Source organism: Mesorhizobium sp. M0514, assembly GCF_040321145.1.
Lineage (GTDB): Bacteria > Pseudomonadota > Alphaproteobacteria > Rhizobiales > Rhizobiaceae > Mesorhizobium.
Genome location: NZ_JAMYQZ010000003.1, coordinates 121,518 through 146,574, shown reverse-complemented (window position 1 = coordinate 146,574; position 25,057 = coordinate 121,518). Strand labels below are relative to the sequence as shown.

Here is a 25,057-nt window from a genome sequence, read left to right as displayed (position 1 = left end):
GCTTCCGGGCTGGATCAGCCAACCCAACCTTGCAATAGTGCGGCCGCTCGAGCAGGAGGAGATCGCCGCATGTTTTACGCCATCCTGGCCTATCACGTCGAACAGACCATCCAGTCCCTGACGCCGCAGCAGGATGCGGCGCTGATGCACGACCTGCTCGAGGTCAACGCCAGGCTGACCCGCGAAGGCAAGCTTGGGCCGGCGGCAAGACTGGGCGCGACCGCCGAGGCCGTCACGCTGCGCGGTCCGGGCGAAGGCATCGTCATCGACGGGCCGTTTGCCGAGACCAAGGAACAATTGCTGGGTCTTTATGTCCTCGACTGCGCCACGCAGGAGGCGGCGATTGCAGCTGCGCGCGACTTGCGTCGCGTGAACCCAACCGCCGTCTACGAAATCCGCCCGATCATGCTTTATCTTCCCGGGGCGACCTTCCCGGTTGCGAAAGGATCAAGCAGGGGCGATTTCAAGGAGGCCGCCAGCGGCTGAGAGCCGCCTGCCCGGCCGCATAACCGGTCAGGTAGCCGCGATCTCGTAACCCAGGCGAACCGTTTCGGCGACCAGAAGGTCAAGGTCCTCGCGCCGGGTCCGGTGGTTGTTGATCGCCACCCTGAGGCAATGCCGGCCGTGCACGGTGGTATCGGAAATGGCGGCGATGCCCTCTTCCTGCAGCCTCAGCATGATCTCGGTGTTGAGCGCCTTCGCGCGCTCGCTATCGAGACCATCCGCTCGATAGCGGAAGCAGACGATGTTGATGCTGGTCGGCGCCGTCAGTTCGAGCGCTGGTTCGGCCGCGATCAGCCCTGAGAGATACTGCCCCTGCGCAATGTTCTGGTCGATCAGGCGGCCGAATTTTTCGACGCCGTGTTCTCGCAACGCCATCCACACTTTGAGTGCCTTGAAGCCGCGTGACGTCTGCAGGCCGTAATCGTGCAGCCATTGGCCGGAGGCGAGGCCGCGCGGTGTCGACTCCAGATATTCCGGCGTCACCGCGAAGGTCTTGCGATGCGCCAAGGCATCCCGCACCAGCGCGCAGCCTGCCTCGAAAGGCGCATGCAGCCATTTGTGCGGATCGAGCGCGATGGAATCGGCCCATTCGATGCCGGCGACGCGATGTGCATTCTCAGGCGCGATCGCGATCAGCGCGCCGATGCAGCCGTCGACATGGAACCAGAGGTCCTCCTCATGCGCCAGCTTGGCCAGCGCCTGCAGATCGTCGATGGCGCCGGTGTTGACAGTGCCGGCGTTGCCGATGATGCAGGCCGGCTTGAACCCGGCCGCGCGATCTTCCGATATCGCGGTCCTCAAACCTTCAATGTCGATGCGCAGGCCGGCGTCGCTGGCAATGCGGCGCAGCGCCTTGTTGCCGAGACCGAGCGCTTCCATCCCCTTGCGGTGACAGGAATGGACCTGGTCCGAGCCATAGAAACGCAAAGGCTTTTCGATTGCTCCAACGCCGTGCTCGCGCACGTCGATGCCGGCCTTGGTGTTGCGCGCCACGGTGAGCCCGATGATGTTGGCCATCGAACCGCCGCTGACCAGCGTGCCGCTGGCCGAAGCCGGCATGCCCATCATCTGCTTGCACCAGTCGACCACCTGGCCGTCCATCAGGGCGGCGGCATGGTTGCCGCCGCCGAGATTGGAGCCCTGGATTGCCGCCAGGAAATCGCCGATCGCGCCGGTAAAATTGCTCGACCCCATATACCAGGACCAGAAGCGCGGATGGATGTTGCCCATCGGATAGGGCATCACCTTGTCCACGACATCGCCATAGATGTCGGCAAGCGGGGTCGGCGATTGCGGCAGCGAGGCGGTGAAGAAATCCCTCACATCTCCAGGCATCTCCTGCCACACCGGCCGTTGCCTGACATCGCGCAGGTAAGCGACGGCATCGTCAACGATCCGATGCGACAGGCTTTGCACATCGGCCCAGTCCGAGGGGTCAAGCGTTTCCTCGGCAGCCGAGGTGACAGGCATCGCGTCCATGGAGATTGCCCCCCCGCCATCATGCCGGGAACCGGCAACCGGGCGTCGAGCGCGAGAGAGCAAGCTCTTCCGCATTCATCTCGGCCTCGATGCCGTCGAACAAAGGCGTGGTCATGTAGCGTTCACCGGTATCGGGAAGCATGCACAGGATCACCGATCCGGCCGGCGCTGTGCCGGCGATCTGGCGCGCCACGGCAAAAGCCGAACCGCCGGAAATGCCGGTGAAGATGCCTTCCTGCTGCGCCAGCGCCTTGGCCCATTTCATGCCCTCCGGCCCGGCGATCGGCATCACCTCGTCATAGAAGTTGCCATCGATGGCCTCCTGCAGGACGTGCGGGATGAAATCCGGCGTCCAGCCCTGGATCGGGTGCGGTTCGAAAGCCGGATGGCTGGCGGCCGGCGCTCCGCCGGCGCCACGCATCTGCCGCTTGCCGCTGCCGACAAGCTGCGCGTTGGCCGGTTCGGTGAGCACGATCCGGGTCTCAGGCCGCTCGCGGCGCAGCACCCGCGCCACGCCGGCGACGGTGCCGCCGGTGCCGTAACCGGTGACGAAATAGTCGAGCCGCGAGCCGGCGAAATCGTTGACGATCTCGCGTCCCGTGGTTGCTTCATGGATGTCGGCGTTGGCCTTGGTCTCGAACTGGCGGGCCAGGAACCAGCCATTGGCTTCGGCCAATTCCACCGCCTTCTTGTACATGCCGAAGCCTTTCTCGGCGCGCGGCGTCAGCACCACCTTGGCGCCCAGCATCCGCATCAGCTTGCGGCGCTCGACCGAGAAACTGTCGGCCATCGTCACCACCAGCTTGTAGCCCTTCTGCGCACAGACCATGGCAAGACCGATGCCGGTGTTGCCGCTGGTCGCCTCGACAATGGTCTGTCCAGGCTTGAGCGCGCCGGTGCGTTCACCTTCCTCGATGATGTTGAGCGCCAGCCGGTCCTTCACCGACGCCGCCGGATTGAAGAACTCGGCCTTGACGTAGATGGTGGCGTGCGCCGGTCCGAGATTATTGACGCGGATGACCGGCGTGTCGCCGATGGTGTCGAGAATGCTGTCGAACAGGCGGCCGCGGCCGGCCGTGGTTCTGATTTTCTGCTGATGCAACATGGTAGACTCCTGGTTCTTGCTCACGGGCCGGTTACACACCGGCGGTTTGGGCGGCGAGATTTCGACACCTTGCCGCACTACAGGTCCTTGACGTGCGGCAGTGTGGTAAACACCACATTCGGCGCACAAATTTTGCGAGCCGGGTGCACTTTGTCGTGCTCGGTGGTAAAGCAGGGGTCGGCAGGTCAGCGTGGGAGCAGGCGTGGTATCTGGCGTGGAATCGAGCCTGGCGAGCAGCCATCAAGGTGTTGTCGTGCGCCTGTTTGGGCCGCCGACGATTGCGCGCGACGGCGTCCCGGTGGTCTTGCCGGCATCGCGCAAGCTGCGCGCGCTGCTGGCCTATCTGGCGCTGGCGCCCCATCCGGTCGGACGTGGCAAGCTCTGCGAGTTGCTGTGGGATGTTCCAAATGATCCCAGGGGTGAGCTTCGCTGGTGCCTGAGCAAGCTGCGGGCCGCGCTCGACGAACCGGGCCGCCGCAGGATCGAAACATCGGGCGATACGATCGCGCTCGACCTCGACGGCATCTCAGTCGACGTTCTGGATGTCGCGGCGGCGGCTGCCGCAGGCATCGAAACGCTCGAGCCGACGCGACTGCAGTTGCTCTCCGACCTGTTCGTCGGCGACTTCCTCGAAGGGCTGGAGATCGACCGCAGCCCTCTCTTCAACAGCTGGCTGACCGCGCAGCGCCGCCGTTTCGGTTCCTGCCAAGCTGCTATACTGGAACATTTGGTCAAGACGCTGCCGGCCGATTCCGAAGACGTCTCCGCCCATCTCGAAAAATGGCTGGAATTGACCCCGTTCGACAGCAGCGCCCATGTCGCACTCCTGGTGAGGCTGGCGAGGCGCGGCCAGTTCGGTGCCTGCGAAGACCATCTTGCCGCTGCGGCGCAGTTGTTCCAGTCGGAAGAGCTGGATTTCGGCCCGGTGCGCGAGGCGTGGCTGTCCATCCGCAGCGAACGGCCCTGCGCGATTTTGCCGGCACAACCGGCAGCTCCGCCCGGGCCGAACCAGGCGTCAGTCATGCTTGCCGGTTCAGAAGCCGCGACGCCGCACAAGGCTTCGCTGGCCGTGATGCCATTTGCCGAAGACGCCGGTAGCGGCGTTCGTGGCGGGCTGGCCGATGGCTTGACCCACGACATCATTACCCGCCTCGCCAAGCTCAGGGACTTCTTTGTCATCGCCCGGGGCTCGGTCTTTGCGCTGGCGGAAAGGAACATCGCGCCGGAAGATGCCGGTCGAAGGCTGAATGTCGACTATGTCGCCACCGGCACGGTGCGCAGCGCGACGGGCCGCCTGATCATCACCGTCGAGCTCGTCGAGGTCCGCACAGCCAGGATCGTCTGGGCCGAGACCTTCGAGCGCAAGCCCGACGATCTTTTCGCCGTGCTTGACGATATCGGCAACAGCATCGTGGCCTCGGTCTCATCCGAGATCGAGACCGTCGAGCGCAACCGCGCCATGCTGAAAGCGCCCAATTCACTTAACGCCTGGGAGGCCTACCATCGCGGCCTCTGGCACATGTATCGCTTCACCCGCAGCGAGAACGACCTCGCACGGCATTTCTTCGACATTGCTGTCAGGCAGGATCCGACCTTCACCCGCGCCTATGCCGGCCTCTCCTTCACCCATTGGCAGAGCGCCTTCCAGCGCTGGGGCGACCGCGACCAGGACAGCGTGCTTGCCTTTGAGGCGGCCGGCCAGAGCCTTTTGGTCGACGATCATAATCCCGCCGCGCACTGGGCGATGGGCCGGGCGCTGTGGCTGCGCGGCGAGGGTGACGCGTCCGTGCTCGAACTGCAAAGAGCCGTCGACCTCAGCCCGAACTTCGCGCTTGGCCACTATGCGCTGTCGTTCGTGCATTCGCAGTCGGGCGACCCGCAAGCGGCGATCGGGTCGTCGGATCATTCGCGCCATCTGTCGCCGTTCGACCCGATGCTGTTCGGCATGCTGGGCGCACGCGCCATGGCGCATGTCCGCCTCGGCCAGTTCGACGAGGCAGCCGATTGGGCACTGAAGGCGGCCGCCCGCCCCAACGCCCATGTCATCATCCTGTCGATCGCCGCTCACTGCCTGGCGTTGGCGGGGCGACTGGACGAGGCGAAAACTTTCGCCGCCGCCATCCGCAAGACGCTTCCGGATTACCGAGCCGACGACTTCATCGACACCTTCCGCTTCGACCGGGATGCCACAGCCCTGTTCAAGCTCGGCGCCACGCGCATCGGTCTGGCTTAGAGCATGATCCCAAAAAGTGGGTACCGGTTTTTGGAAAAGATCATGCTCCAACAAAGGGCTAGATCATGATGAGATTTCAACCAAATCTCATCATGATCTAGCGCCGCAACACCGCGCTCAGCACATCGCGTATCCCGATCGCGCCGACAAAGCGCGACTGGTCGTCGAACAGCGCCACGGGTGCCGTCTGCGAGCGGTGCATGGCCAGCATCACCGTCTTCAGCGACGTGCCGGGGTTGGCCCAGAACACTTGCGCCGTCTCCTCCGGCTGCGCCTCGACATCGGCGCATGAAACCCATACCGCCGGTTTGCCGTCGCGTTCCGCCGCCGCCACCAGCCCGTGCTCGTCGATCTTAAAGCGCGTCGTCTTGCGCCGGTCGAGCCACACCCAGCCATTATCGCCGTGCTGGAGGTCGCGGCTGTCGCGCATGACGTTCCAGGCGGTCAGCACCGACAACGGATTCACATTGGCGATGAAGTCGCGGACATAGTCATTGGCGGGCTTGAGCACGATGTCTTCCGGCGCCCCGGTCTGCACGATGCGACCGCCCTCCATGATGGTGATGTGGGTGCCGATCTTCAGCGCCTCTTCCAGATCATGGCTGACGAAGATGATGGTCTTCTTCAGCTCCGCCTGCAGCTGCAGCAATTCGTCCTGCAGCTTGGTGCGGATCAGCGGATCGAGCGCAGAGAACGGCTCGTCCATCAGCAGGATCGGCGCCTCGGTGGCGAAGGCACGGGCCAGGCCGACGCGCTGCTGCATGCCGCCGGACAGCTCATGCGCGTATTTCTTCGACCACTGGTCGAGATTGACCAGTTTCAGCTGGCGTTGCACGCGCTCCTTGCGCTCTTGCTCCGGCACGCCGGCGAGTTCGAGGCCGAGGCCGACATTCTCCTCCACCGTACGCCAAGGCAGCAGGCCGAACTGCTGGAACACCATCGCCACCTGCTTCTGGCGCAGCCGCCGCAGCGTCGCCTGATCGCAGGTCACGACATCGACGATATTGTCGCCGTCCTTGACCAGCACCTGGCCGCGCGACACCACGTTGAGCCGGTTGACCGCCCGCAGCAGCGTCGACTTGCCCGAGCCGGACAGGCCCATCAGCACCGAGATTTCGCCCTCATGCACGGTCAGGCTGGCGCCGGCGCAACCCAGCACATTGCCGGTCTTTTCGAGGATTTCGGCGCGCGTGGCGCCGCCGTCGATCAGCGCCAGCGAACCGGCCTGGTCGGACCCGAAGACGATATCGACATTCTTGAAGTCAACGGCGACGGTCATTTCTTGCCTCCAACGCCGATACGCGTCATCCGGTCGAGCACGATGGCGAGTACGACAATCGCCAGACCCGCCTCGAGCCCGAGATCGATGCGGCGCGAGCCGAGCGCGCGGTTGATTTCAGTGCCGAGGCCGCCGGCGCCGATGAGGGCTGCAAACACCACCATCGACAGCGACAGCATGATCGATTGCGTCAGCCCGGCCATGATGGTCGGCAGCGCTGAGGGCAATTCGACCTTCCACAGCAGCTGCTGCTTGGTGGCGCCAAACGCCTCGCCGGCCTCGATGATCGACTTCGGCACCGAGACGACGCCGAGATGGGTGAGCCGGACCGCGGTCGGGATGACGAAGATGATGGTGACGATGAGGCCGGGCGCGTTGCCGAGACCGAACAGGGTCAGGACCGGGATCAGGTAGACGAAGGTCGGCAGCGTCTGCATCAGGTCGAGCACCGGCAGCATGATGCGGTAGACCTTCGGCTTGTGCGCGGCCCAGATGCCGAGCGGCACGCCGATGGCCATCGCCATGGCGGCGGCGGCCACGACCAGCACCAGCGTCTGCACCGTCTGCTTCCAGAGGTTCTGGTTGATGATGAAGATCAGGCCGAGAAAGACGCCTATGGCCAGCGGGCGCGAGCGCTGCAGCAGCCAGGCGATGATGGCGATGATCAGCGCCAGCAGCACCGGCGGCACCATCAAAAGGATGCCAACCAGCCCGTCGAGCAGGAAATTGAGGCCATTCGAGAAGGCCCTGAACACGGTGTCGAAATTGTCGGTGAGGAAACCGAAGAACGCCTTTCCCCAGGCGCCGATCGGTATCTTGTGATCGACCATGAATTTCGAAATCGGATCCATATCGCCCCTCTCATGCGAGAGACCGCCTGCTTCCGGCCTCCGCTGTCGTTAGGTCATCTTCTCACAGGATATGAAAAAGGGCAGCCTTTTTTAGATTGGCTGCCCTTCCTGGTTCGGCTTTGCCGAATTCAGTCGGCTCAGCTTCCGAGCGCGGTCTTGACCGCCGCTGCCGCATCGCCGCCATCGAAGGTGGTGACGCCGGCAATCCACGGCGCAACCGCGTCAGGGTGCTTCTTCAGCCAGTCGGCTGCGACCGTGTTGGCGTCGCCGCCCTTCAGGATCGCGTCCATCATCTCGCCTTCCATGTCCAGGTTGAACTTCAGGTTGGCGATGAACTTGCCGGCATTCGGGCATTCGGTGGTGTAGCCCTTGCGCACATTGGTGTAGACGGTGGCGGCGCCGAAGCCGCTGTCGCCCATGCCGTCGAGATAGGTGAGCTTCATGGCGCCCATCACCGGATGCGGCGTCCAGCCGAGGAACGCGATCCACTCATTGTTCTTGATCGACTGCTCGGCCTGCGTCAGCATGCCGGCTTCCGAGGACTCGACCAGCTCGAAGCCTTCGAGATTGTCCTTCGGATTCTTGATCATGTCGAGGATGATGCGGTTGCCGTCATTGCCCGCCTCGATGCCATAGATCTTGCCGTTGAACTTGTCCTTAAACTTGCCGATGTCGGTCAGCGACTTGACGCCGGCCTCCGCGACATAGGTCGGTACGACGATGCCGTAGCCGGCGCCGGTCAGGTTGGTGCCGATCGTCTCGACCGAACCATCGGCGGTGTAGTCCTTGATGTCGTTGGTCATCGACGGCATCCAGTTGCCGAGGAAGACGTCGAGATCCTTGTTTTTCAGCGACGCCATGGTCACCGGTACCGATAGCTGGATCGTCTGCGGCTCGTAGCCGAGCGCGGTGAGCAGCACCGAAGCGACGCCGGTGGTTGCCTGGATGTCGGTCCAGCCGACATCGGAAAGGCGCACCGCCTTGCAGCTCTCCGGATCGCCGGCAAGTGCAGCGCTCGTGGACAGAAAAGTCGCCAGGCCGAGGCCGGCGACGAAGGTGTTCATACGCGACATTGGCAGTCTCCCATTGTGATTCTTGGCGAAGCGTAGTTACGGTTTCTCTGCCCGCCTTGTTTCGTCAGCCAAACACCATTCTGGTGTGGTTTCAAGCGCTAAGACAATCACGATCAACGGCGCGGACTGGCCAAACAGCGACACGCCCGCCGCTTTTTCGATGGCAGACGGCTTTTCCCATGAAATGCAGCGGTGCCCTCTCCCCGCGCCGCGCCAACTCGGCTTAAAAGGACGGCATGGCCAAGCTCTACTTCCACTATGCGACGATGAATGCCGGCAAAACGACAATGCTGCTGCAGGCGTCCTACAATTATCGCGAACGCGGTATGACGACGATGCTGTTCGTCGCCGGCCACTACAGAAAGGGCGACACCGGGCTGATCTCGTCGCGCATCGGCCTGGAGACGGAGGCCGAGATGTTCCGCGACGGCGACGATCTCTACGCTCGCGTCGCCGAGCATCACGAACATACGACGGTGCATTGCATCTTTGTCGACGAGGCGCAATTTCTCGAGGAAGAGCAGGTCTGGCAGCTCGCCCGTATCGCCGACCGGCTGAACATCCCGGTGATGTGCTACGGCCTGCGCACCGATTTCCAGGGCAATCTGTTTTCCGGTTCGCGAGCGCTTCTGGCCATCGCCGACGATCTGCGCGAAGTGCGCACCATCTGCCGCTGCGGCCGCAAGGCGACGATGGTCGTGCGTCTCGGCGCTGACGGCAAGGTGGCCAGACAAGGCGAACAGGTGGCGATCGGCAAGGACGTCTATATCTCGCTCTGCCGCCGCCACTGGGAAGAGGAAATGGGCCGCGCCGCGCCCGACGATTTCATTGGCTTCACCAGAGGCTGAACGGCCGGGACAACATGAAAATTCTGCAGTTCACAGTCGATTGCCCGTTTCCGCCGGTCTCCGGCGGAGAGATCCGGAACGCCGCCAATGCACGCGCTTTGGCATCGATTGGCGAGGTCCTGACGGTAAGCCTGACTGGCGCCCCGGCACCCTCCACACCGCCGAACATCCGTCACCGGATCATCGAGGCAGCGCGCGGCAGGGCGCCTTGGGGCAGGCGCAGCCCGCACCCGACCGTGCATATGATGCCGGACGACGAGCTGGCCGAAGCCGACGCCATCTGGAGGGAATTCGCGCCCGATCTCGTGGTGATCGAGGAGATCGTGCTTTCGCAGCTGCTGACGCTGGCGCCGAAGCATCGCGCGCGCACCGTCCTTGACCAGCACAACATCGATTCCCGGACGGTGTCCGACCGGATCGCCGGCCTGACGCTGTGGCAGCAAATACGAGACTGGCGCCAAAACAGGCGAAGGAAGGCAGAGGCGCGCGAAGCCGACAGGTGTGCGGCTGCCCTGGCCGACCAGATCTGGGTTTGTTCGCGGGCCGACGAAGCGCTTCTGTCCGCTCTCGGCCCCGTCAACGACGTCAGGTTCGTCGCCAACCCCATTCCAGACGAGAGCGTGCTTTCCCTGCCGATTGCTGCCGAGCGCTTCAGTGAGCTCAGCCTGTGCTTCATCGGGCATCTCGGCTATTTCCCCAACATCGACGCCGTCAAGCAGATCGGCCGCGCGATGGCGCCGCGCCTCGCCGCTTCCGGCCGGCCCTGGTCGATCACCGTCGCCGGCAGAAACCCGCGCGATGTCGTGCGCGGTCTATGCACCAGGCATGGTCTGCGGTTGATCGAGAACCCGCCGCATCTGCCGGAATTGCTTGGCCGCGCCGGCTATGCGCCGATCCCGCTGCGCTTCGGCGGCGGAACCCGCATCAAGGTGCTGGAGGCGATGGCGGCGGGCTTGGTCGTCGCCGCCACCGAAAAGGCCGTCGAAGGGCTTGGGCTGCAGGCGGGCAGGCATTTCCTGTCCAGCGACGATGCCGGCAAGTTGGCATCGAAAATCATCGATCTCGCGACACGCCCGCAAGCGGCCGCCGAGATGGCGGAGATCGGCCGCGCTTTCGTGCGCGATAACCATTCGTCGGCGGCGATTGAAAAGCAAGTCAAGCAGGCGGCTGCGGCGATCCCGCGCACGGATTGAGCCCGGTCCGCTATCAGCCGCCATACTGCGTTTGTTAAGGCCTGCTGCCTATTTTGCCCTCAGCAAGAGCCAGCCGGGAACCGCCATGCTTCGAGCCATTTCATCAGCCCTTGTCATTTACTTGGCCGGTATCCTCGCCGCGCAGGCCGACGGCGATGCAGCACTTGGCAAGAATGTATTCTACCGCTGCATGGCCTGTCACGAGGCGGCAAGCGACCGCGACAAGGTCGGCCCGCATCTCCTCGGTATCGTCGGCCGCACCGCCGGCACCGCCCAGAATTTCAACTATTCGCAGGCCATGAAGGACGCCGGCGCGGCCGGCCTGGTCTGGGACGAAGCCAACCTCAAAGCCTATCTTGGCGCTCCCAAGCTGAAAGTACCCGGCAACAGGATGGGCTTCTCCGGCCTGAGCAGCGACGAGGACATCGCCAACGTCATCGCCTATCTGAAGGCCGATCCGAAGCCTTAAACGTCGCGATGGGTAGCGTGATGGCGACGGCTTCCGCCAGCTGTCTCGCGCTTGCAACTCATTGAGCCTTCTGTCGAATTCAGCACACCCACACTGTCCGAGATCGACTTCTTCGCAGCCGTCAAAGTTCAATGACAATTGAACAATACTTGGCCGGCTGGTTAATCACGCCATGACCCCGCCTTCATTGCCTTTCAAGACGACCAGGCATTTTTTTGTTTTCGGGGCGGGTCTTGTCTTGCGTCTTTCAATCCCCTGATACCCCACATATATTCGCCGCTGTTCGCAGCCAGCGACCGGAAGCCGAAGCGGGAGGCCCCTATGGCGACATTGCAGAATTTCGATGCCGAAATTGCCAAGACCAGGCAGGTCGTGCAGGACATGCGCTCCAAGATCGAGCAGTCGGGCACGGTGCTTGATACGCTGGCCACCGCCGACAAGAAGATCGGCGACGCCAATTTCGACATCGAGAATGCCCGCATCGAGGACGTGCTGAAGCAGCAGAAGGTGATGGAAGGCAACATTGCCGACCTGATCATCGGGCTGGAAGACGCCACCAACGTCTTCGGCACCGAATTCGAGAGCATGAAGAACTACACCGGCTGGGAAAGCTTCGTCGGCGTCTTCTCGGCGCAACGCAAGCAGCGCATGCGCACCGACCGCGTCCGCAACATGTCGCTGGCCGGCAATCTGCAGGAGCTTCTGGTCAAGTCCGACACCATCGTCGGCATCCTGAAAGCGCAGAAAGAGGTCCTCGACCAGCGCTACAAGACCTCGGAAAACAGCCTGTCGCAGGTGATCGAGCGCCGCAAGGTCACCATGACCAACCTCGAGGCGGTGCAGAAGCGCATCGAGGAAGTCAATCCGCTGCTGCTCGACATCGAAAACAAGATCGCCGCTTCTACCAGTCAGAAGGAGCGCACGCAGCTTGAGGGCGAGCGCTCGAAACTGGCGACCGAATACAATGAAAAGCAAGCCAAGGAGCAGGAGCTTCTGGCCGAGAGCCAGACGCTGGAACGCTACACCTCGATGTTCCAGACCTTCGTCGATTCGCTCAACAATCAGATCGCAGCCCAGTCGACGCTTATCAACAAGCTGACCATCGATACGGAGCAGCGCATCGTGCTCTACAAGGCACTGGAAGATTCCTTGAAGACCGCCGCCCAGCAGGATGTCGCCCACAAGATCAACACGCTGGGCAGCCAGGTCGACAACACCGCCGAAGAGACCATGGCCGGCATTGGCGCCGCCTCGCAAAAGCACATCGGCGATCTCCTCGAAATGCACGAGAAGAACATGGTCGCCAGCTCCGACATCCAGCGCCGCAAGAAGCTCGCCGACGACGCCTTCGCCCGCCGTTTCGACGACGTGATGAAGAAGCACAATTCGGCCAACTACGTGCAGTCGTAAGGAGCGGCTGCACGCGGGCACACCGGCATGACTCCCGAAAACGAAGCGGCGGCGCGCTATTTTTCCGCCATCACGGCGGCACTCAGCGGCCTTGAAGTGTTCATGCGCGACGACCGCTCGCCGCTTTACCGGCACGGCATCGTCGCCAAGATCGTCGCCGAATACATTGCCCGGCTGGACAAATCGTTTTCCTGCTGGCGCAACCGGCTCGGCTTCATGGACACGTTCCGCATTTCGCGCGCCGACAGCGGCTATCCCGTCTTCCAGAACCTGCTCGAGCTGGAAAACGACCGCCGCCAGGCCGAGGCGCGGCTGGCCAACATTCCGCTGGCCGGCGAATTGCGCGAGGAAATGGCCGACTTCATCCTGCGCCACAAGGAATTCCCCGAAGCGCTGCAGAAGTCGATGGCCGAGCGGCTCTATCTCGAGGACGTCAAGAGCGAACAGACTTTTGGCCCGTTCTCGCTGGCGCAGACGGCAAAGGTCTCGGTCAATCCAAAGACCGGGCGCCCCTATTACCTCGTGCACTGGGCGAGCTTCGACGGCAGCGCCAACCTGCCGCTGGTCTACATGGTGACGGTGGAGGATTCTTCCGAAAGCATGATCCGGCAGCTCGTTGACAGCAACGGCAAGCTCAATGAACGGGTCGACATCCCGCTGCCGGTGGACGGTCTGCTCAACCCCGAACTCGCCCATCGCTTCGACGATTTCACCGAGAAGAATTCCGCCTATACGCTGTCGCCGGCAACGATTGCCGTCAATCTCGACAAAGATTTCGAGCCGCTGCACCCTAAGCAGCTGCGCCGCGTCGTGCTCGGCCCCTTTTATTCCGCAGGCATTACCGACAACAATTCGACCGTGACCGAGGTGCTGGCCAAGGTGCGCAAACCGGAAAATGCCTGGCTGCTCACCTGGACCATCCAGGAGGTCTACTCCAAGGGCGAGAAACCCGGCCGCAAGGGCCTGTTTTCGAGCGAGAAGACCACGCAGGAATTCTTTATCAACACCGACGATCTCGAAGCCGCGCGCCAGGGTGTGTCGAGCTACGAGAACCACGCCCTGATCCCGCACGAAGCCTATCAAGCACTCTACGCCGCCGGCGAAGCTCAAAAGATCTTTTCCGGCTACAAGGTTCACATCCTGTCAAATGGGCAGGTGATCAGCGATGTGTGAGGTGGCATTTTTGGTGGGCCTGACAATCTCCGGGGCGCGGTCAGGGGCAGAAGGCGATTGTGATCGAAACGGATAACCTTGCTTCCCGCAGTAATGAATCGCCCTACCGGGTTCTCGCTTGGTGGGATGTCGATATGCATATCGGTGCTTACAAGAAACACAAACTGACCGCCCGACCATTGCGTTGGCCGGGAGAGGCCATCTTTCAAGCCGAACGCTTTCCCGATCACGAACCCTTTGACGGGATGTTTTCAATTTTGCTCACGCGAGGGCAGGCACAAGAGTGAGTCGCGAGGAGGATTGATACGATGGACACCGGCCTGACCACCGTCCCGGAAGCCGCAATCGAAAAGCACCGCGCCACGGCGCAGAGCTTCATCACCCGCGTCGTGGTTCTGGAAGACCCTGCGCGCGAATCCGGCACAGCACTTGCCGGCACCAATCGCCGCTTTGTCTCGACAGTCTCGGTCGGCTCGGTGCGCCGCACACGCGAGGTCGAGCTGACCAAGACCGTGGCCGCAATCCATCCCTACGACCAGCTGATGAGCATCCCGCAGCACACGCTGTTGTTCCGCGCCCGCCGCGGCCTGGCGATTGCGCTCGCCATCTCCGACGTCTTCGCCGAGGGCTCCGACCTCGAAAGCCTCCAGGCCAAGAACACCCGCGCGCCTCTTGAGGGCGATGAGGCGGCGACCTTCAAGAAGCTTCTGTCAGCCTCGGCTTACGTTTCAGCCTTCAGCCTCGCCTCTTACCTGTTCCAGCTGATCGACAGCGACGGCGAGGCTCCCAACGATATCCCCGAACCGGACTTCCTGTTCGACACGCCGCAGGACGCGGTGAAGTCGATCGTCGCCGGGTTGGACAAGGCGATTGCAGGCTCCAAGGACGACGGCGACCTGACGACGCGCGCGCGAGCTTTTGCACGGGTCGCCATTGATGGGCTGCTGGCCCGCAAAGGCCGCTTCGACGGCATCGGTCCGTTCGAGAACGCCCATATCCGCATCGACGCCGACGATTTCACCCTCGATGGCTTCGACGTCGCGCCCGGCAAGCGCTCCAAGCCGCTGGTGATGACCTTCAAGAAGCCGGAAGAGGTCGTCGGCAACCACATTGCCAAATACCAGTCGGTCAAGCTCGCCAAGATGCTGATGGCCTACGATTTCGAGCGCGAGTTGAACCCGTTCGTCGAACTCGGGGGCTTCCTCTTCACCTTCATCGGCGACGGCGCGCCGGGCACCGGCAAGACGACGCTGATCCAGATGATCGCCGGCCTCGTAAACGGCTATTGCCAGGTCGCCGGCTATCCCTTCGCCTATGAGAATTTCGGCGTCGACCAGATCTCGTCCTACCAGGGCAAATCCGGCCAGAATTGCCGCCAGTTCATCAACAATGTCTTGAACCCACGCGTCATCGGTTTCGGCACCGTCGACGACATCGACCAGGTGGCGGCCCGCCGCTCCGACGACCGCGCCTCGGCCGGCCAGCAGGAGATCACCGGCGTCTTGATGGATGCCTTTGCCGGCGCCGGCACGGTGGTGCGCGGCAACTGCTCGTTCGGCATGTTTTCCAACTATCCCGAAAATGTCGACGATGCGCTGCGCCAGCGCGCCGGGGCCCGCTGGCTGGTCGACGGCCCACAGAGCCGCGACGACTATATCGACATCTTCGTCCTGCTTGCCGGCAAGAACCACAAGATCCCACTCGGCGACCACAAGCTCTACGCCGCGCAGGAGATCCAGCGCGCGGTGACCGAAGCCTATGAGGAGCACGAGAAGCCTCAGGAAGACGGGCTGATGAAGGTCTATGAGCGCTACATGAAGGAGAATGGCGCGCCGAAATCGATGGCCGACATCGGCACTTATCTGCACCTGATCAAGGATGCCGAGCCGCGCTTCACCGGCCGAGCCATCAAGAACGTCACCGACGCCATCAAGATGCGCGCCATGGACATCGAGCTGCCCGACGACTGGTTCGAGAAGCCGGAAGTCTTCATGCACAAGGGCTACGACGAAAAGAAGGCCATGATCGAGGAACTGCGGGGGCCGTTCTCGATGGACACGGTCATGCAGGAGATCAACCGCTACGCCGACTCGGAGTTCCGCTATTCCGACAAATCCGACGACGCCGCGGTGGAGAAGCTGCTGCGCGACGCACGCCTGCGCGAACGGGCGGGGCGCGAGATGGAGGAGATGAAGAAGAAGGGGCTCTGGAATGCGTGAACTTCCTTCGCTGCCCGCGGGTGCTGAAAGGCTTGGCGCTAACGCTGACGCCCCCCTCTCCCCGTCCTTCACGCGGCGAGGGCAAGGGTGAGGGGCGGCGCATGCGTGGACCAGAGATCGCTACGACCATACTGGCAGCTATCGAACAGCGCCTCGATCGGGACATCCGGACCAATGATCTTCGATTTATTGACGCCAAAGGCCATGGGGAGACATGTCCTTGAATGCTAGCGCTGCCCCTCACCCTTACCCTCTCCCCGTGAAGAACGGGGAGAGGGAGGCGTCAGCGTTGGCGCTTCGCCACAACAGGCAACGCCGCTCGGAACGTTCTGCATGAGCCACGCCAAAAAACCCGACCTTCTCCGCGACAATGAGCTGATCTACGGCCGCTTGCTCACCGTCGACGAGTCGCACCTCATCCAGCGCTACAACAAGGCGCTTGTTGCCTTCGGCCTCAAGCCCACCAAGCTGAAGAGCTTCCAGATCGACCGCACCGGCTTCTCGCCCGAAGTGGCCGAGGAATGCGGCGATTACGATTATCTCGACCCCAATGAGGTCAACCGCCGCTTCATCATCCTGACGCCTTCGCAGATCGATCTGCCGGTGGTGCACACCGCCTTTTCCAACACCTCGCAGCTGATGTTCGAGTTCATGTCCAAGAACCAGCGCGCCATCGATGCGCTGACCATCAAGGATGTCATCTACGGCGAGATCGAGGATTCCGTTCCCCTGGTCAACGACATCGAGGATCTGCTGTCGATCAGCCAGGTCGAGTTCCGGGTGCTTTCGGCCGAGGACGTGCTGGGCAAGGCCGCCGAACTCGGCAAGCTGGTCGACCGGCTGAAGCAGGAGCCCGATGCCTGGCGCGACAACACCATGCTGAGCCGTATGGTGGAGCTGGCGAAGGTCTGCGGCGATATCCGTGAGAATGCGCTGGTGCCCGACCAGGTGATCTTCCGCCACAACGCCTACTGGACCAGCCATTTCGGCGGCGTCTACGTCTTCGTCGATCCTGATATGACCACCGTCATCGGCGACCCGGCCGCCCCCGGCTTTCGCCGTTCGCGGCCCTGGCAGGTCAGCTATCTCTCGATCAACGATGCCGACAAGGTGTTCAAGTTCCTGGCCAGCACCGGCCGCATCGAATTGCCGCGCGCGTCATGGGTCGAAAGCTCGGGCTATCTCGAGCATCGCGCCGAGATGGTGGTGCGCTCTCTCATCCGCGACACAGAGCCGAACCGCAATTTGACCGAGGTCGACAAGGTCTGGCTGCAGACCTGGATCCATGGCCATGCCGATCTGATCACCAAGGACGGCAATTTCCCCTTTCTCAACGCCGCCAAGCGTGAGATCGCCCAGCTCGGCCATCTCAAGATCGAGGATGTGTTTCCGCAACAGCGCTTCCTGGTCGTGCGTGGCAAGCCCGACCATCCCGACGCCTGGCTGACCAACCAGCTGATCTCGGATTTCGTGCCGCAGGACTTTGTCTCGCGTTACGTCTTCAACAAGCCGGGCTTCTACAAGGACTATGACGGCTACAGCGACGCCTGGCGGTCGCATGTTGTGGACGTTCTGAAAACCACATATTTGAAAGACAAAGTGGCGTTTCGCACGCGCCTTTACGGCCTGACTGACTGAGGGGTGAACGAGAGCCATGCTTGATCCGATCGTGAATTTCTTCACCCGCATCTTCCAATGGATCGGCCGCGGCATCGGCCTCGTCATCGGCGCGATCCTGTGGCCGTTCCTCTGGGCTGGGCGCTGGTATACGCAGCGCGGCTGGATCCTGAAGGCTGTGGTCGGCCTCGCGCTTCTGGTATTGATCGGCCTCTACGCCAATTTCTTCTACGCCACCCAGTGGTGGAACAAGTTCGATCCCAACTACGTCGACAAATACACCTTCGAGAACCGCAACATTTCCGCCGGCGAACAGGTCGCCGCCGGCGCCGGCACCGACACCGCCAAGACCTGCGGCAATTCGGGCATCGCCCAGGTGGCGGCCGACCTGACGGACTTCAACGTCAACCAGAATGCCTGGATCTCGTCGATGATCCTCTACAAACTCGGCCTGTTCGGCATCGACTGGGACAACACGCCGTTCATGGACAACAAGGCCTCGTTCCAGCGCGGCATCAACCAGGCGGTGCGGCGTACCGCCACCGAGCTTGCCGACAATCTCGGCCGTGTTCGCACCACATCGCAGATCGACGGCGACCTGCAGGATGCGCGCGGCAATCTGCAGTTCGACGAGGAGACCTGGTATTTCGGCCTCAACCCGTTCGGCCCCAAGACGCCGACGCCGAGTTATTATCGCGATGCCGTCACCAAGCTGCGCTCCTTCAACGCCCGCCTCGGCAGCTGCCAGGCGACGTTCGATGCCCGCGCCGACAATCTGAAGCAGTATATCGACCGCATCTCCTCCGACATCGGTTCGACCTCGGCGATCCTCAAGGAGCGCGCCGAAAACCATAACAATGGCTGGTTCGACTTCCGCGCCGACGACCGCTTCTGGTTCGCCTATGGCCAGCTCTATGCCTATTACGGCCTGATGAAGGGCGCCCAGGCCGACTTCGAGGACGTCATCAAGGAAAAGCATCTCGGCAATCTGTGGGACACGATGGATGCGCAATTCGTCTCGGCGCTGCGCATCCAGCCCTTCATCATCGCCAATGGCCGCGAGGATGGCTGGATCATGCCGACGCACCTGACGACGATGGGTTTCTACGTGCTTCGCGTGCGCTCCAACATGGTCGAGATCAGCAACGTCCTGACTCAGTAGCGTCCACAGCTTTCCCGGCGAGCGATGGCGAATTTGCGCCGTCGCCTCTGTCGCATTCCGTGCATTGGGCGGCTGTTTTGAGACGGCGGAACGTCGCGTCCTCTGGCTTCTATACGGCGCGGCAACGGAGCCAGGAAGAACCGGCGACAGGTCGGCCGGCCGCGGAGACACTTTCTTCATAGGAAACATAGTTGCATGCAAGTTGACGCCGCGGGAGCGACAGGGTTAGAACATGCCCGCGCCCGGGTTCAACATGCCTGCGAGTGAGATCAAACCCGTCCCCTCCACCGTCCAATCCGAAGGAAAGCCGTCATGGCCGAAGTGAAGTCCGACATCGAGATCGCGCGCGGCGCCAAGAAAAAGCAAATCCAGGAGATCGGCGCCAAGATCGGCATCCCGACCGAGCACCTTTTGCCCTACGGCCACGACAAGGCGAAGATTTCGGCCGAATTCATCAAATCGGTGAAGGGCAACAAGGACGGCAAGCTGATCCTCGTCACCGCCATCAACCCGACGCCGGCCGGCGAAGGCAAGACGACCACCACCGTCGGCCTTGGTGACGGTCTGAACCGCATCGGCAAGAAGGCGATCGTCTGCATCCGCGAGGCTTCGCTCGGCCCGAATTTCGGCGTCAAGGGCGGTGCCGCCGGCGGCGGCTACGCGCAGGTCGTGCCGATGGAGGACATGAACCTCCACTTCACCGGCGACTTCCACGCCATCACCACGGCGCACAATCTTCTGTCGGCGCTGATCGACAACCACATCTACTGGGGCAATGAGCTCGGCATCGACACCCGCCGCGTCGCCTGGCGCCGCGTCATGGACATGAACGACCGGGCGCTGCGCGAAATCATCTGCTCGCTCGGCGGCGTCGCCAACGGTTATCCGCGCGAGGCAGGCTTCGACATCACCGTCGCCTCTGAAGTGATGGCGATCCTGTGCCTTTCCACCGACCTCAAGGATCTGGAAAAGCGCCTCGGCGACATCATCGTCGCCTACCGCCGCGACAAGAGCCCGGTCTATGCCCGCGACCTCAAGGCCGACGGCGCCATGGCGGTGCTGCTGAAGGACGCCATGCAGCCAAACCTGGTGCAGACGCTGGAGAACAACCCTGCCTTCGTGCATGGCGGCCCGTTCGCCAACATCGCGCATGGCTGCAACTCGGTGGTCGCCACCACCACGGCGCTGAAGCTCGCCGACTACGTCGTCACCGAAGCCGGCTTCGGCGCCGACCTCGGAGCCGAAAAATTCTTCGACATCAAGTGCCGCAAGGCGGGTTTGAAGCCGGCGGCTGCCGTCATCGTCGCCACCGTGCGCGCCATGAAGATGAATGGCGGCGTCAAGAAGGAAGACCTCGGCAAGGAAAACATCGAGGCAGTCAAGAAGGGCTGCCTCAATCTGGGCCGCCACATCGAGAATGTGAAACAGTTCGGCGTGCCTGCGATCGTGGCGATCAATCATTTCACCACCGATACCGAGGTGGAAATCCAGGCGATGAAGGATTTCGTCGCCTCGCTCGGCGCCGAGGCGATCCTGTGCAAGCATTGGGCCAATGGCTCTGCCGGCATTGAGGAGTTGGCGCGCAAGGTCGTCGAGATCGCCGAATCCGGCGCCTCGCAGTTCGCGCCGCTCTATCCCGACGCAATGCCGCTGTTCGAGAAGATCAACACCATCGTCCAGCGCATCTATCGCGGCGACGAGGCGATCGCCGACAAGTCGGTGCGCGACCAGCTGCATGCCTGGGAGCAGGCCGGCTACGGGCACCTGCCGGTCTGCATGGCCAAGACCCAATATTCCTTCTCGACCGACCCGAACCTGCGCGGCGCGCCGACCGGCCACACCGTGCCGGTGCGCGAGGTCAGGCTTTCGGCGGGCGCCGGCTTCGTCGTCGTCATCTGCGGTGAGGTCATGACCATGCCCGGCCTGCCCAAGGCGCCGTCCTCGGAAAAAATCTTCCTCAACGAGATCGGCCAGATCGAAGGCCTGTTTTGAAAATTTCGAGATCGTTGCGAGATCCAAGAAGGGCGGCCACTGGCCGTCCTTTTGCTTTTCGGGGACAGATTTGCCTATGCAGCGTTGCGCGCCAGCGCGCGCTGGTTGGACGCATAGGGCGTGTCGCGTTCGGGCAAAGCACCGGTCTTCAGGCAATCGATCCATTCGGCGGTCTTGAGCACGGCCGCAAAGCGCGACTGCAGGATGATGGACACCACGCGGTGGATCTCCTCGGCCGAGGCGTAGCCGGCGCCGTTGGCGTAAGGCAGCGAACCGGTGGCGTCGGACAGGAACTCGACCGCAAAGCCGACATGCGCGGCGTGGATGATGGTCGACAGGTCGCAATTATGCGTCATGTAGCCGATCACCGTTATCGTATCGATGGTATTGGCGCGCAGCCACGCCTCGAGGTCGGTGCCGGCAAAGGCGCTAGGCAGTGACTTCTCGACATAGTGGTCGCGGCTTCGCCGGGCGATCTCGGGATGCAGGTCGCCGCCATGGCTGCCCTTGGCGAAGACTGGCGAGGTCTCGGGCGCCATCTGCTTGACGACCACCACCTTCACGCCGGCCACAGCGGCGGCATCCATGGCGCGCGCGACATTGACGACGCTGTCGCGGAACGGCGGATACTGGATGGCGAGGTTGCCGCCGTCATAGTCGTTCTGGACATCGATGACGATGAGCGCGCGGCGCGGGGTGTTGGCGGACATGGTGTTTTCCTCTCAGGCTTGAATGGGCCAGGTCGAAAATAGACGGATCGTCCGACTGCCAAAAGTGGCCCGATTGACATCATTCGAAAGAATTGGGACAATCCGCTTTTCGCTTGCTGGAAACACGCATGGCCGACCCGATCATTGCCGTTCTCGCCTTTGACGGCATCAGCCCGTTCCACCTCTCCGTGCCGTGCGTGGTGTTCGGCACCGACCGCACCAAGCTTGGCCTGCCGCGTTTCGACTTTCGCGTCTGCGCGCTCGACGATGGAGCGATCCACACCGATGCCGGGCTGACCATCGCGGTGCCGTATGGCCTTTCCGCATTCGACGATGCCGACATTGTCATCATTCCGAGCTGGAAGGATCTCGAGGCCCCACTTCCGCCGCCGCTCCTGGCAGCGCTCACCCACGCGCACGGGCGCGGTGCGGTGATCGTCGGCCTCTGTCTCGGCACCTTCGCCATTGCCGCCGCCGGGCTGCTTGCGGGCCGGCGGGCGACGACACACTGGGCCTCCACCGACCGGTTGCAGGCATTGTACCCGGACATCGAAGTCGACGCCGACGTGCTCTATGTCGACGACGGCGACATCGTCACCTCGGCCGGCGTCGCCGCCGGGCTCGACTGCTGCCTGCACATTGTGCGCGCGCGCTATGGCGCAGAGGTAGCGCTGCGGCTGGCAAGGCACATCGTGCTGTCGCCGCACCGGCAGGGTGGGCAAGCGCAGTTCATCGAGCGCCCGCTGGCGAAAACCCCGGCCACCGACCGCTTCACCCTGGCACTCGACACGGTGCGGGCAACGCTCGGACAAACGCACAACCTCGACCGCGTCGCGGAGGCCGCGGGCCTGACCCGGCGCACTTTCACCCGCCGTTTCCAGAAATCGAACGGCACCAGCTTTGGCGAATGGTTGGCCGGCCAACGCATCGAACTGGCGCAACGGCTGCTGGAGGCGACGGAAAAATCGATGGACATGGTGGCCTTCGAAGCCGGCTTCGGCAGCGCCACCTCGCTGCGCCAGCATTTCGCCGCACGGCTCAAGACGTCACCGGCCCAATACCGGCGTGAATTCTCGCGGCGAGCCGGTCCGGACGAGCGCATGGCACGCACGGCTTCATACTGACCGCCCACGACGAGTTCAGCCCCGCTTGACCGCCCGCGCCGGATTGCCGACCACCGTGGTGTTGTCAGGGACGTCGCGCGTCACCACCGCGCCGGCGCCGACTATGGCGCCATCGCCGATGCTGATGCCGCCGAGGATGATGGCGCTGCCGCCGATCCAGGCGTCATTGCCGATGGTGACCGGCCGGGCAATCTCCAGTCCCGCCTGACGGCCCGCGGCCTCCTTGTGGTGCTCGGCGCAGTAGATCTGCACATTGGGGCCGAGAAGCGTCCGCCTGCCGATACGCACCGGCGCGGGGTCGAGGATGGTGCAGCCGGCATTGAGGAAGGCGCCGTCGCCGAGATGGATGTTGAAACCGTAGGCGCAGTGGAACGGCGCCTCGATCCGGGAGCCTGCGCCCGCGCTGCCGAGCAGCGCCAATAGCGTCGGGCCGATATTGCCGCGTTGCTGGGGCGGCAGCGCATTGTGCTCGAACACCGCATCTCGCGCGATCACGCGGAGCGCCTCCAGTTCGTCGTCGATGCAGGTGTACCATTCGCCTGCAATCATCCTTGTGCGTTCGCTTCCGGCCATCACAGCGACTCCGTCCCTTCGTCGTGTTCGACTGGTTACCAAAGTACAATGCTCACTGATGGAAGAAGCACCATCGCCTACTCTCGTCAAACGTAGGACCTATGCTAGCTTGCCTCGTGGGCCAGTCCCGGGCCTGCTTTCGAGGGGATCTAAATGCTCTATTTGCTTGCACTTCTGATCGGCGTCATTGCCGGTCTTCGCGCCATGACCGCGCCGGGCGCGATCGCCTGGGGCGCGTATCTCGGATGGCTGCCGGTGGCCGGCACCTGGGCAAGTTTCATGGGCCATTGGGCCGCCGTCGGTATCTTCACCATCCTCGCCATCGTCGAACTGGTCACCGACCAGCTGCCCTCGACGCCGAGCCGCAAGGTGCCGCAGCAATTCGGCGCCCGCATCCTGCTTGGCGCCTTCAGCGGCGCGGTGATCGGCGCCACTGCCGGTTCCACCATTGGCGGCCTGATTGCCGGCGCCATCGGTGCCGTCATCGGCACCTATGGCGGCGCCGAAGCGCGCGGCCGGTTGGCCGCCGCCTTCGGCAAGGATTTGCCTGCCGCCCTCATCGAGGACGCGGTGGCGATCATCGGCGGCCTGCTGATCGTGGCGGCGGTGGTATGACTGCCCAAGCCTCAGACGCCAAGACATACGACGCCATCATCATCGGCGCCGGACCGGCCGGCCCTGCTCATGCCGGCTGACGTCAGCCGGCATGAGCGTGGCGCTGATCGAGCGCAAGCTGGTCGGCGGCACCTGCGTCAACACCGGCTGCATGCCGACGAAGACCATGGTCGCCAGCGCCTATGCCGCGCATCTGGCGCGGCGTGCCGCGGACTATGGCGTGACGTTCTCAGGCCCTGTCGGCGTGGACTACAAGAGGATCAAGGCGCGCAAGGACAAGGTCACCAATGACTCCCGCACCAATCTGGAGACCTGGATCGCCGGCATGAAGGGCTGCACGCTCTATCGCGGCCATGCCCGCTTCGAATCCGCCAACACGGTGCGCGTCGGCGACGAGCTTCTGACTGCCGAAAAGATCTTCCTCAACACCGGCGGCCGCGCCTCGGTGCCCGACCTGCCCGGCGTCAACGACGTCGACTACCTCACCAACTCCTCAATGATGGACCTCGAAATTCTGCCGCGCCACCTCGTCATCGTCGGCGGCAGCTATATCTCGCTCGAATTCGCGCAGATGTTCCGCCGCTTCGGTTCGGAAGTCACCGTCATCGAGAAGAGCCCGCGCCTGACCGGCCGCGAGGACGAGGACGTCTCAGCGGCCATCCTGTCGGTCCTCGAGAATGAAGGCGTAGCGGCCCATGTCGGCGCCGACAACATCGGCTTTGCCCAACAGGGCGAGGACATCGCCGTGACCTTCTCGTACGGCAAGCCGCCGGCTGTCGGCTCGCACGTGCTCCTGGCGCTCGGCCGCACCCCCAACACCGACGATCTCGGTCTCGACAAGGCCGGTGTCGCGGTCGACCTGCGCGGCTTCGTCACCGTCGACGACCAGTTGCGCACCAGCGTGCCCGGCATCTGGGCGATGGGCGACTGCAACGGCAAGGGCGCCTTCACCCACACCTCCTACAACGATTACGAGATCGTCGCCGCCAATCTGCTCGACGACGATCCGCGCAAGGTCAGCGACCGCATCGAGGCCTATGCGCTCTACATCGATCCGCCGCTCGGCCGCTGCGGCATGACCGAGGCTGCGGTGAAGAAATCCGGCCGCAAGGCGCTGGTCGGCCAGCGGCCAATGACCCGCGTCGGCCGCGCCATCGAAAAGGGCGAGACGCAAGGTTTCATGAAGATCCTGGTCGATGCCGACACCAGGCAAATCCTCGGCTGCTCCGTGCTCGGCCCCGGCGGCGACGAGGCGGTGCACTGCGTGCTCGACCTGATGTACGCCAAGGCGCCGGTCGATACGCTGGCGCGCGCCGTGCATATCCACCCCAACGTCTCGGAGCTGTTGCCAACCATCGCCCAGGAGCTGAAGCCGCTCGCCTGATATGACTCCGCGTCAAGCTCAGCGCTTTCTGCATTGGTGCGTTG

At 63.1% G+C, this 25,057-nt stretch carries 22 protein-coding genes and 1 pseudogene; 15 read left to right on the top strand and 8 right to left on the bottom strand.

Annotation, left to right across the window (positions count from 1 at the left end; genetic code table 11):
* Window positions 1–69: 69 nt before the first annotated feature.
* Window positions 70–486, top strand: coding sequence for a YciI family protein (locus NKI61_RS02440; RefSeq protein ID WP_352838782.1), 417 nt, complete (start codon window positions 70–72; stop codon window positions 484–486).
* A 27-nt stretch (window positions 487–513) separates the two neighbouring features.
* Here NKI61_RS02440 and NKI61_RS02435 read toward each other — a convergent pair whose 3' ends face one another.
* Together NKI61_RS02435 and NKI61_RS02430 are read right to left on the bottom strand one after the other, a co-directional pair.
* Window positions 514–1,983 (bottom strand): pyridoxal phosphate-dependent decarboxylase family protein, encoded by a 1,470-nt coding sequence (locus NKI61_RS02435; RefSeq protein WP_352838781.1) that lies wholly within the window; start codon window positions 1,981–1,983, stop codon window positions 514–516.
* Between the two features lie 19 nt (window positions 1,984–2,002).
* On the bottom strand, window positions 2,003–3,088 hold the full coding sequence (locus tag NKI61_RS02430) for a PLP-dependent cysteine synthase family protein (RefSeq protein ID WP_352838780.1): 1,086 nt from the start codon (window positions 3,086–3,088) through the stop codon (window positions 2,003–2,005).
* A 202-nt stretch (window positions 3,089–3,290) separates the two neighbouring features.
* On the opposite strand from NKI61_RS02430, the gene NKI61_RS02425 reads away from it, so the two are divergent.
* On the top strand, window positions 3,291–5,321 hold the full coding sequence (locus NKI61_RS02425; protein WP_050586802.1) for a transcriptional regulator: 2,031 nt from the start codon (window positions 3,291–3,293) through the stop codon (window positions 5,319–5,321).
* Between the two features lie 97 nt (window positions 5,322–5,418).
* Here NKI61_RS02425 and choV read toward each other — a convergent pair whose 3' ends face one another.
* The 3 genes from choV to NKI61_RS02410 form a co-directional block, all read right to left on the bottom strand.
* Window positions 5,419–6,600 (bottom strand): choline ABC transporter ATP-binding protein, encoded by a 1,182-nt coding sequence (gene choV, locus NKI61_RS02420; protein WP_023683671.1) that lies wholly within the window; start codon window positions 6,598–6,600, stop codon window positions 5,419–5,421.
* Window positions 6,597–7,451, bottom strand: coding sequence for a choline ABC transporter permease subunit (choW, locus tag NKI61_RS02415; protein WP_023669995.1), 855 nt, complete (start codon window positions 7,449–7,451; stop codon window positions 6,597–6,599). Before choW ends, choV begins: the two co-directional genes overlap by 4 nt.
* Window positions 7,452–7,588: 137 nt before the next feature.
* Entirely contained in the window at window positions 7,589–8,524 is a 936-nt protein-coding gene (locus NKI61_RS02410; protein ID WP_023686157.1) for a choline ABC transporter substrate-binding protein, read from the bottom strand.
* 236 nt (window positions 8,525–8,760) lie between these two features.
* Between NKI61_RS02410 and NKI61_RS02405 the strand changes: the two genes are divergently transcribed.
* The 7 genes from NKI61_RS02405 (at window position 8,761) to NKI61_RS02375 (ending at window position 15,836) form a co-directional block, all read left to right on the top strand.
* Window positions 8,761–9,372, top strand: coding sequence for a thymidine kinase (locus NKI61_RS02405; protein WP_023683669.1), 612 nt, complete (start codon window positions 8,761–8,763; stop codon window positions 9,370–9,372).
* Window positions 9,373–9,386: 14 nt separating this feature from the next.
* Window positions 9,387–10,565, top strand: coding sequence for a glycosyltransferase (locus tag NKI61_RS02400; protein ID WP_023683668.1), 1,179 nt, complete (start codon window positions 9,387–9,389; stop codon window positions 10,563–10,565).
* 85 nt (window positions 10,566–10,650) lie between these two features.
* Window positions 10,651–11,034, top strand: coding sequence for a c-type cytochrome (locus tag NKI61_RS02395; RefSeq protein WP_023683667.1), 384 nt, complete (start codon window positions 10,651–10,653; stop codon window positions 11,032–11,034).
* A 321-nt stretch (window positions 11,035–11,355) separates the two neighbouring features.
* Window positions 11,356–12,444, top strand: coding sequence for a hypothetical protein (locus NKI61_RS02390; RefSeq protein WP_023669990.1), 1,089 nt, complete (start codon window positions 11,356–11,358; stop codon window positions 12,442–12,444).
* A 27-nt stretch (window positions 12,445–12,471) separates the two neighbouring features.
* Window positions 12,472–13,617 (top strand): hypothetical protein, encoded by a 1,146-nt coding sequence (locus NKI61_RS02385; protein WP_023683666.1) that lies wholly within the window; start codon window positions 12,472–12,474, stop codon window positions 13,615–13,617.
* 59 nt (window positions 13,618–13,676) lie between these two features.
* Complete coding sequence (locus NKI61_RS02380) at window positions 13,677–13,904, top strand: hypothetical protein (RefSeq protein WP_352838779.1); 228 nt, start codon at window positions 13,677–13,679, stop codon at window positions 13,902–13,904.
* Between the two features lie 21 nt (window positions 13,905–13,925).
* A complete protein-coding gene (locus NKI61_RS02375; RefSeq protein ID WP_352838778.1) occupies window positions 13,926–15,836 on the top strand; it encodes an ATP-binding protein in 1,911 nt (636 codons plus the stop codon).
* A 68-nt stretch (window positions 15,837–15,904) separates the two neighbouring features.
* Here NKI61_RS02375 and NKI61_RS02370 read toward each other — a convergent pair whose 3' ends face one another.
* The gene (locus NKI61_RS02370) at window positions 15,905–16,042 is read right to left on the bottom strand and encodes a hypothetical protein (protein WP_023701543.1); all 138 of its coding nucleotides are present in this window, start codon (window positions 16,040–16,042) and stop codon (window positions 15,905–15,907) included.
* A 127-nt stretch (window positions 16,043–16,169) separates the two neighbouring features.
* Between NKI61_RS02370 and NKI61_RS02365 the strand changes: the two genes are divergently transcribed.
* From NKI61_RS02365 to NKI61_RS02355, 3 genes are all read left to right on the top strand, one after another.
* The gene (locus tag NKI61_RS02365; protein ID WP_023683664.1) at window positions 16,170–17,474 is read left to right on the top strand and encodes a DUF6638 family protein; all 1,305 of its coding nucleotides are present in this window, start codon (window positions 16,170–16,172) and stop codon (window positions 17,472–17,474) included.
* Window positions 17,475–17,490: 16 nt separating this feature from the next.
* A complete protein-coding gene (locus NKI61_RS02360) occupies window positions 17,491–18,615 on the top strand; it encodes a DUF2333 family protein (protein ID WP_023686165.1) in 1,125 nt (374 codons plus the stop codon).
* A gap of 312 nt (window positions 18,616–18,927) precedes the next feature.
* Window positions 18,928–20,607 (top strand): formate--tetrahydrofolate ligase, encoded by a 1,680-nt coding sequence (locus NKI61_RS02355; RefSeq protein ID WP_023669985.1) that lies wholly within the window; start codon window positions 18,928–18,930, stop codon window positions 20,605–20,607.
* 74 nt (window positions 20,608–20,681) lie between these two features.
* On the opposite strand, the gene NKI61_RS02350 is transcribed toward NKI61_RS02355, so the two are convergent.
* The gene (locus tag NKI61_RS02350; protein WP_023728277.1) at window positions 20,682–21,317 is read right to left on the bottom strand and encodes an isochorismatase family protein; all 636 of its coding nucleotides are present in this window, start codon (window positions 21,315–21,317) and stop codon (window positions 20,682–20,684) included.
* A 128-nt stretch (window positions 21,318–21,445) separates the two neighbouring features.
* Between NKI61_RS02350 and NKI61_RS02345 the strand changes: the two genes are divergently transcribed.
* Window positions 21,446–22,441: a helix-turn-helix domain-containing protein gene (locus NKI61_RS02345; protein ID WP_352838777.1), complete on the top strand. Its 996-nt coding sequence runs from the start codon at window positions 21,446–21,448 to the stop codon at window positions 22,439–22,441.
* A gap of 15 nt (window positions 22,442–22,456) precedes the next feature.
* Here NKI61_RS02345 and NKI61_RS02340 read toward each other — a convergent pair whose 3' ends face one another.
* Window positions 22,457–23,014 (bottom strand): sugar O-acetyltransferase, encoded by a 558-nt coding sequence (locus NKI61_RS02340; RefSeq protein WP_023744272.1) that lies wholly within the window; start codon window positions 23,012–23,014, stop codon window positions 22,457–22,459.
* Between the two features lie 153 nt (window positions 23,015–23,167).
* Here NKI61_RS02340 and NKI61_RS02335 point away from each other — a divergent pair, with 153 nt between their 5' ends.
* Entirely contained in the window at window positions 23,168–23,629 is a 462-nt protein-coding gene (locus NKI61_RS02335; RefSeq protein WP_023669981.1) for a membrane protein, read from the top strand.
* Window positions 23,626–25,013 (top strand): annotated as a pseudogene (locus NKI61_RS02330) (FAD-containing oxidoreductase). The gene NKI61_RS02335 and the pseudogene NKI61_RS02330 overlap by 4 nt, the downstream one beginning before the upstream one ends.
* The last annotated feature ends 44 nt before the right edge of the window (window positions 25,014–25,057 follow it).

Excerpts from the sequence above, each read along its gene's own strand:
- NKI61_RS02440 (WP_352838782.1), top strand. The coding sequence starts at position 70 with ATGTTTTACGCCATCCTGGCCTATCACGTCGAACAGACCATCCAGTCC.
- NKI61_RS02435 (WP_352838781.1), bottom strand. The coding sequence starts at position 1,983 with ATGGACGCGATGCCTGTCACCTCGGCTGCCGAGGAAACGCTTGACCCC.
- NKI61_RS02430 (WP_352838780.1), bottom strand. The coding sequence starts at position 3,088 with ATGTTGCATCAGCAGAAAATCAGAACCACGGCCGGCCGCGGCCGCCTG.
- choV (WP_023683671.1), bottom strand. The coding sequence starts at position 6,600 with ATGACCGTCGCCGTTGACTTCAAGAATGTCGATATCGTCTTCGGGTCC.
- choW (WP_023669995.1), bottom strand. The coding sequence starts at position 7,451 with ATGGATCCGATTTCGAAATTCATGGTCGATCACAAGATACCGATCGGC.
- NKI61_RS02410 (WP_023686157.1), bottom strand. The coding sequence starts at position 8,524 with ATGTCGCGTATGAACACCTTCGTCGCCGGCCTCGGCCTGGCGACTTTT.
- NKI61_RS02405 (WP_023683669.1), top strand. The coding sequence starts at position 8,761 with ATGGCCAAGCTCTACTTCCACTATGCGACGATGAATGCCGGCAAAACG.
- NKI61_RS02400 (WP_023683668.1), top strand. The coding sequence starts at position 9,387 with ATGAAAATTCTGCAGTTCACAGTCGATTGCCCGTTTCCGCCGGTCTCC.
- NKI61_RS02395 (WP_023683667.1), top strand. The coding sequence starts at position 10,651 with ATGCTTCGAGCCATTTCATCAGCCCTTGTCATTTACTTGGCCGGTATC.
- NKI61_RS02390 (WP_023669990.1), top strand. The coding sequence starts at position 11,356 with ATGGCGACATTGCAGAATTTCGATGCCGAAATTGCCAAGACCAGGCAG.
- NKI61_RS02385 (WP_023683666.1), top strand. The coding sequence starts at position 12,472 with ATGACTCCCGAAAACGAAGCGGCGGCGCGCTATTTTTCCGCCATCACG.
- NKI61_RS02375 (WP_352838778.1), top strand. The coding sequence starts at position 13,926 with ATGGACACCGGCCTGACCACCGTCCCGGAAGCCGCAATCGAAAAGCAC.
- NKI61_RS02370 (WP_023701543.1), bottom strand. The coding sequence starts at position 16,042 with ATGGCCTTTGGCGTCAATAAATCGAAGATCATTGGTCCGGATGTCCCG.
- NKI61_RS02365 (WP_023683664.1), top strand. The coding sequence starts at position 16,170 with ATGAGCCACGCCAAAAAACCCGACCTTCTCCGCGACAATGAGCTGATC.
- NKI61_RS02360 (WP_023686165.1), top strand. The coding sequence starts at position 17,491 with ATGCTTGATCCGATCGTGAATTTCTTCACCCGCATCTTCCAATGGATC.
- NKI61_RS02355 (WP_023669985.1), top strand. The coding sequence starts at position 18,928 with ATGGCCGAAGTGAAGTCCGACATCGAGATCGCGCGCGGCGCCAAGAAA.
- NKI61_RS02350 (WP_023728277.1), bottom strand. The coding sequence starts at position 21,317 with ATGTCCGCCAACACCCCGCGCCGCGCGCTCATCGTCATCGATGTCCAG.
- NKI61_RS02345 (WP_352838777.1), top strand. The coding sequence starts at position 21,446 with ATGGCCGACCCGATCATTGCCGTTCTCGCCTTTGACGGCATCAGCCCG.
- NKI61_RS02340 (WP_023744272.1), bottom strand. The coding sequence starts at position 23,014 with ATGGCCGGAAGCGAACGCACAAGGATGATTGCAGGCGAATGGTACACC.
- NKI61_RS02335 (WP_023669981.1), top strand. The coding sequence starts at position 23,168 with ATGCTCTATTTGCTTGCACTTCTGATCGGCGTCATTGCCGGTCTTCGC.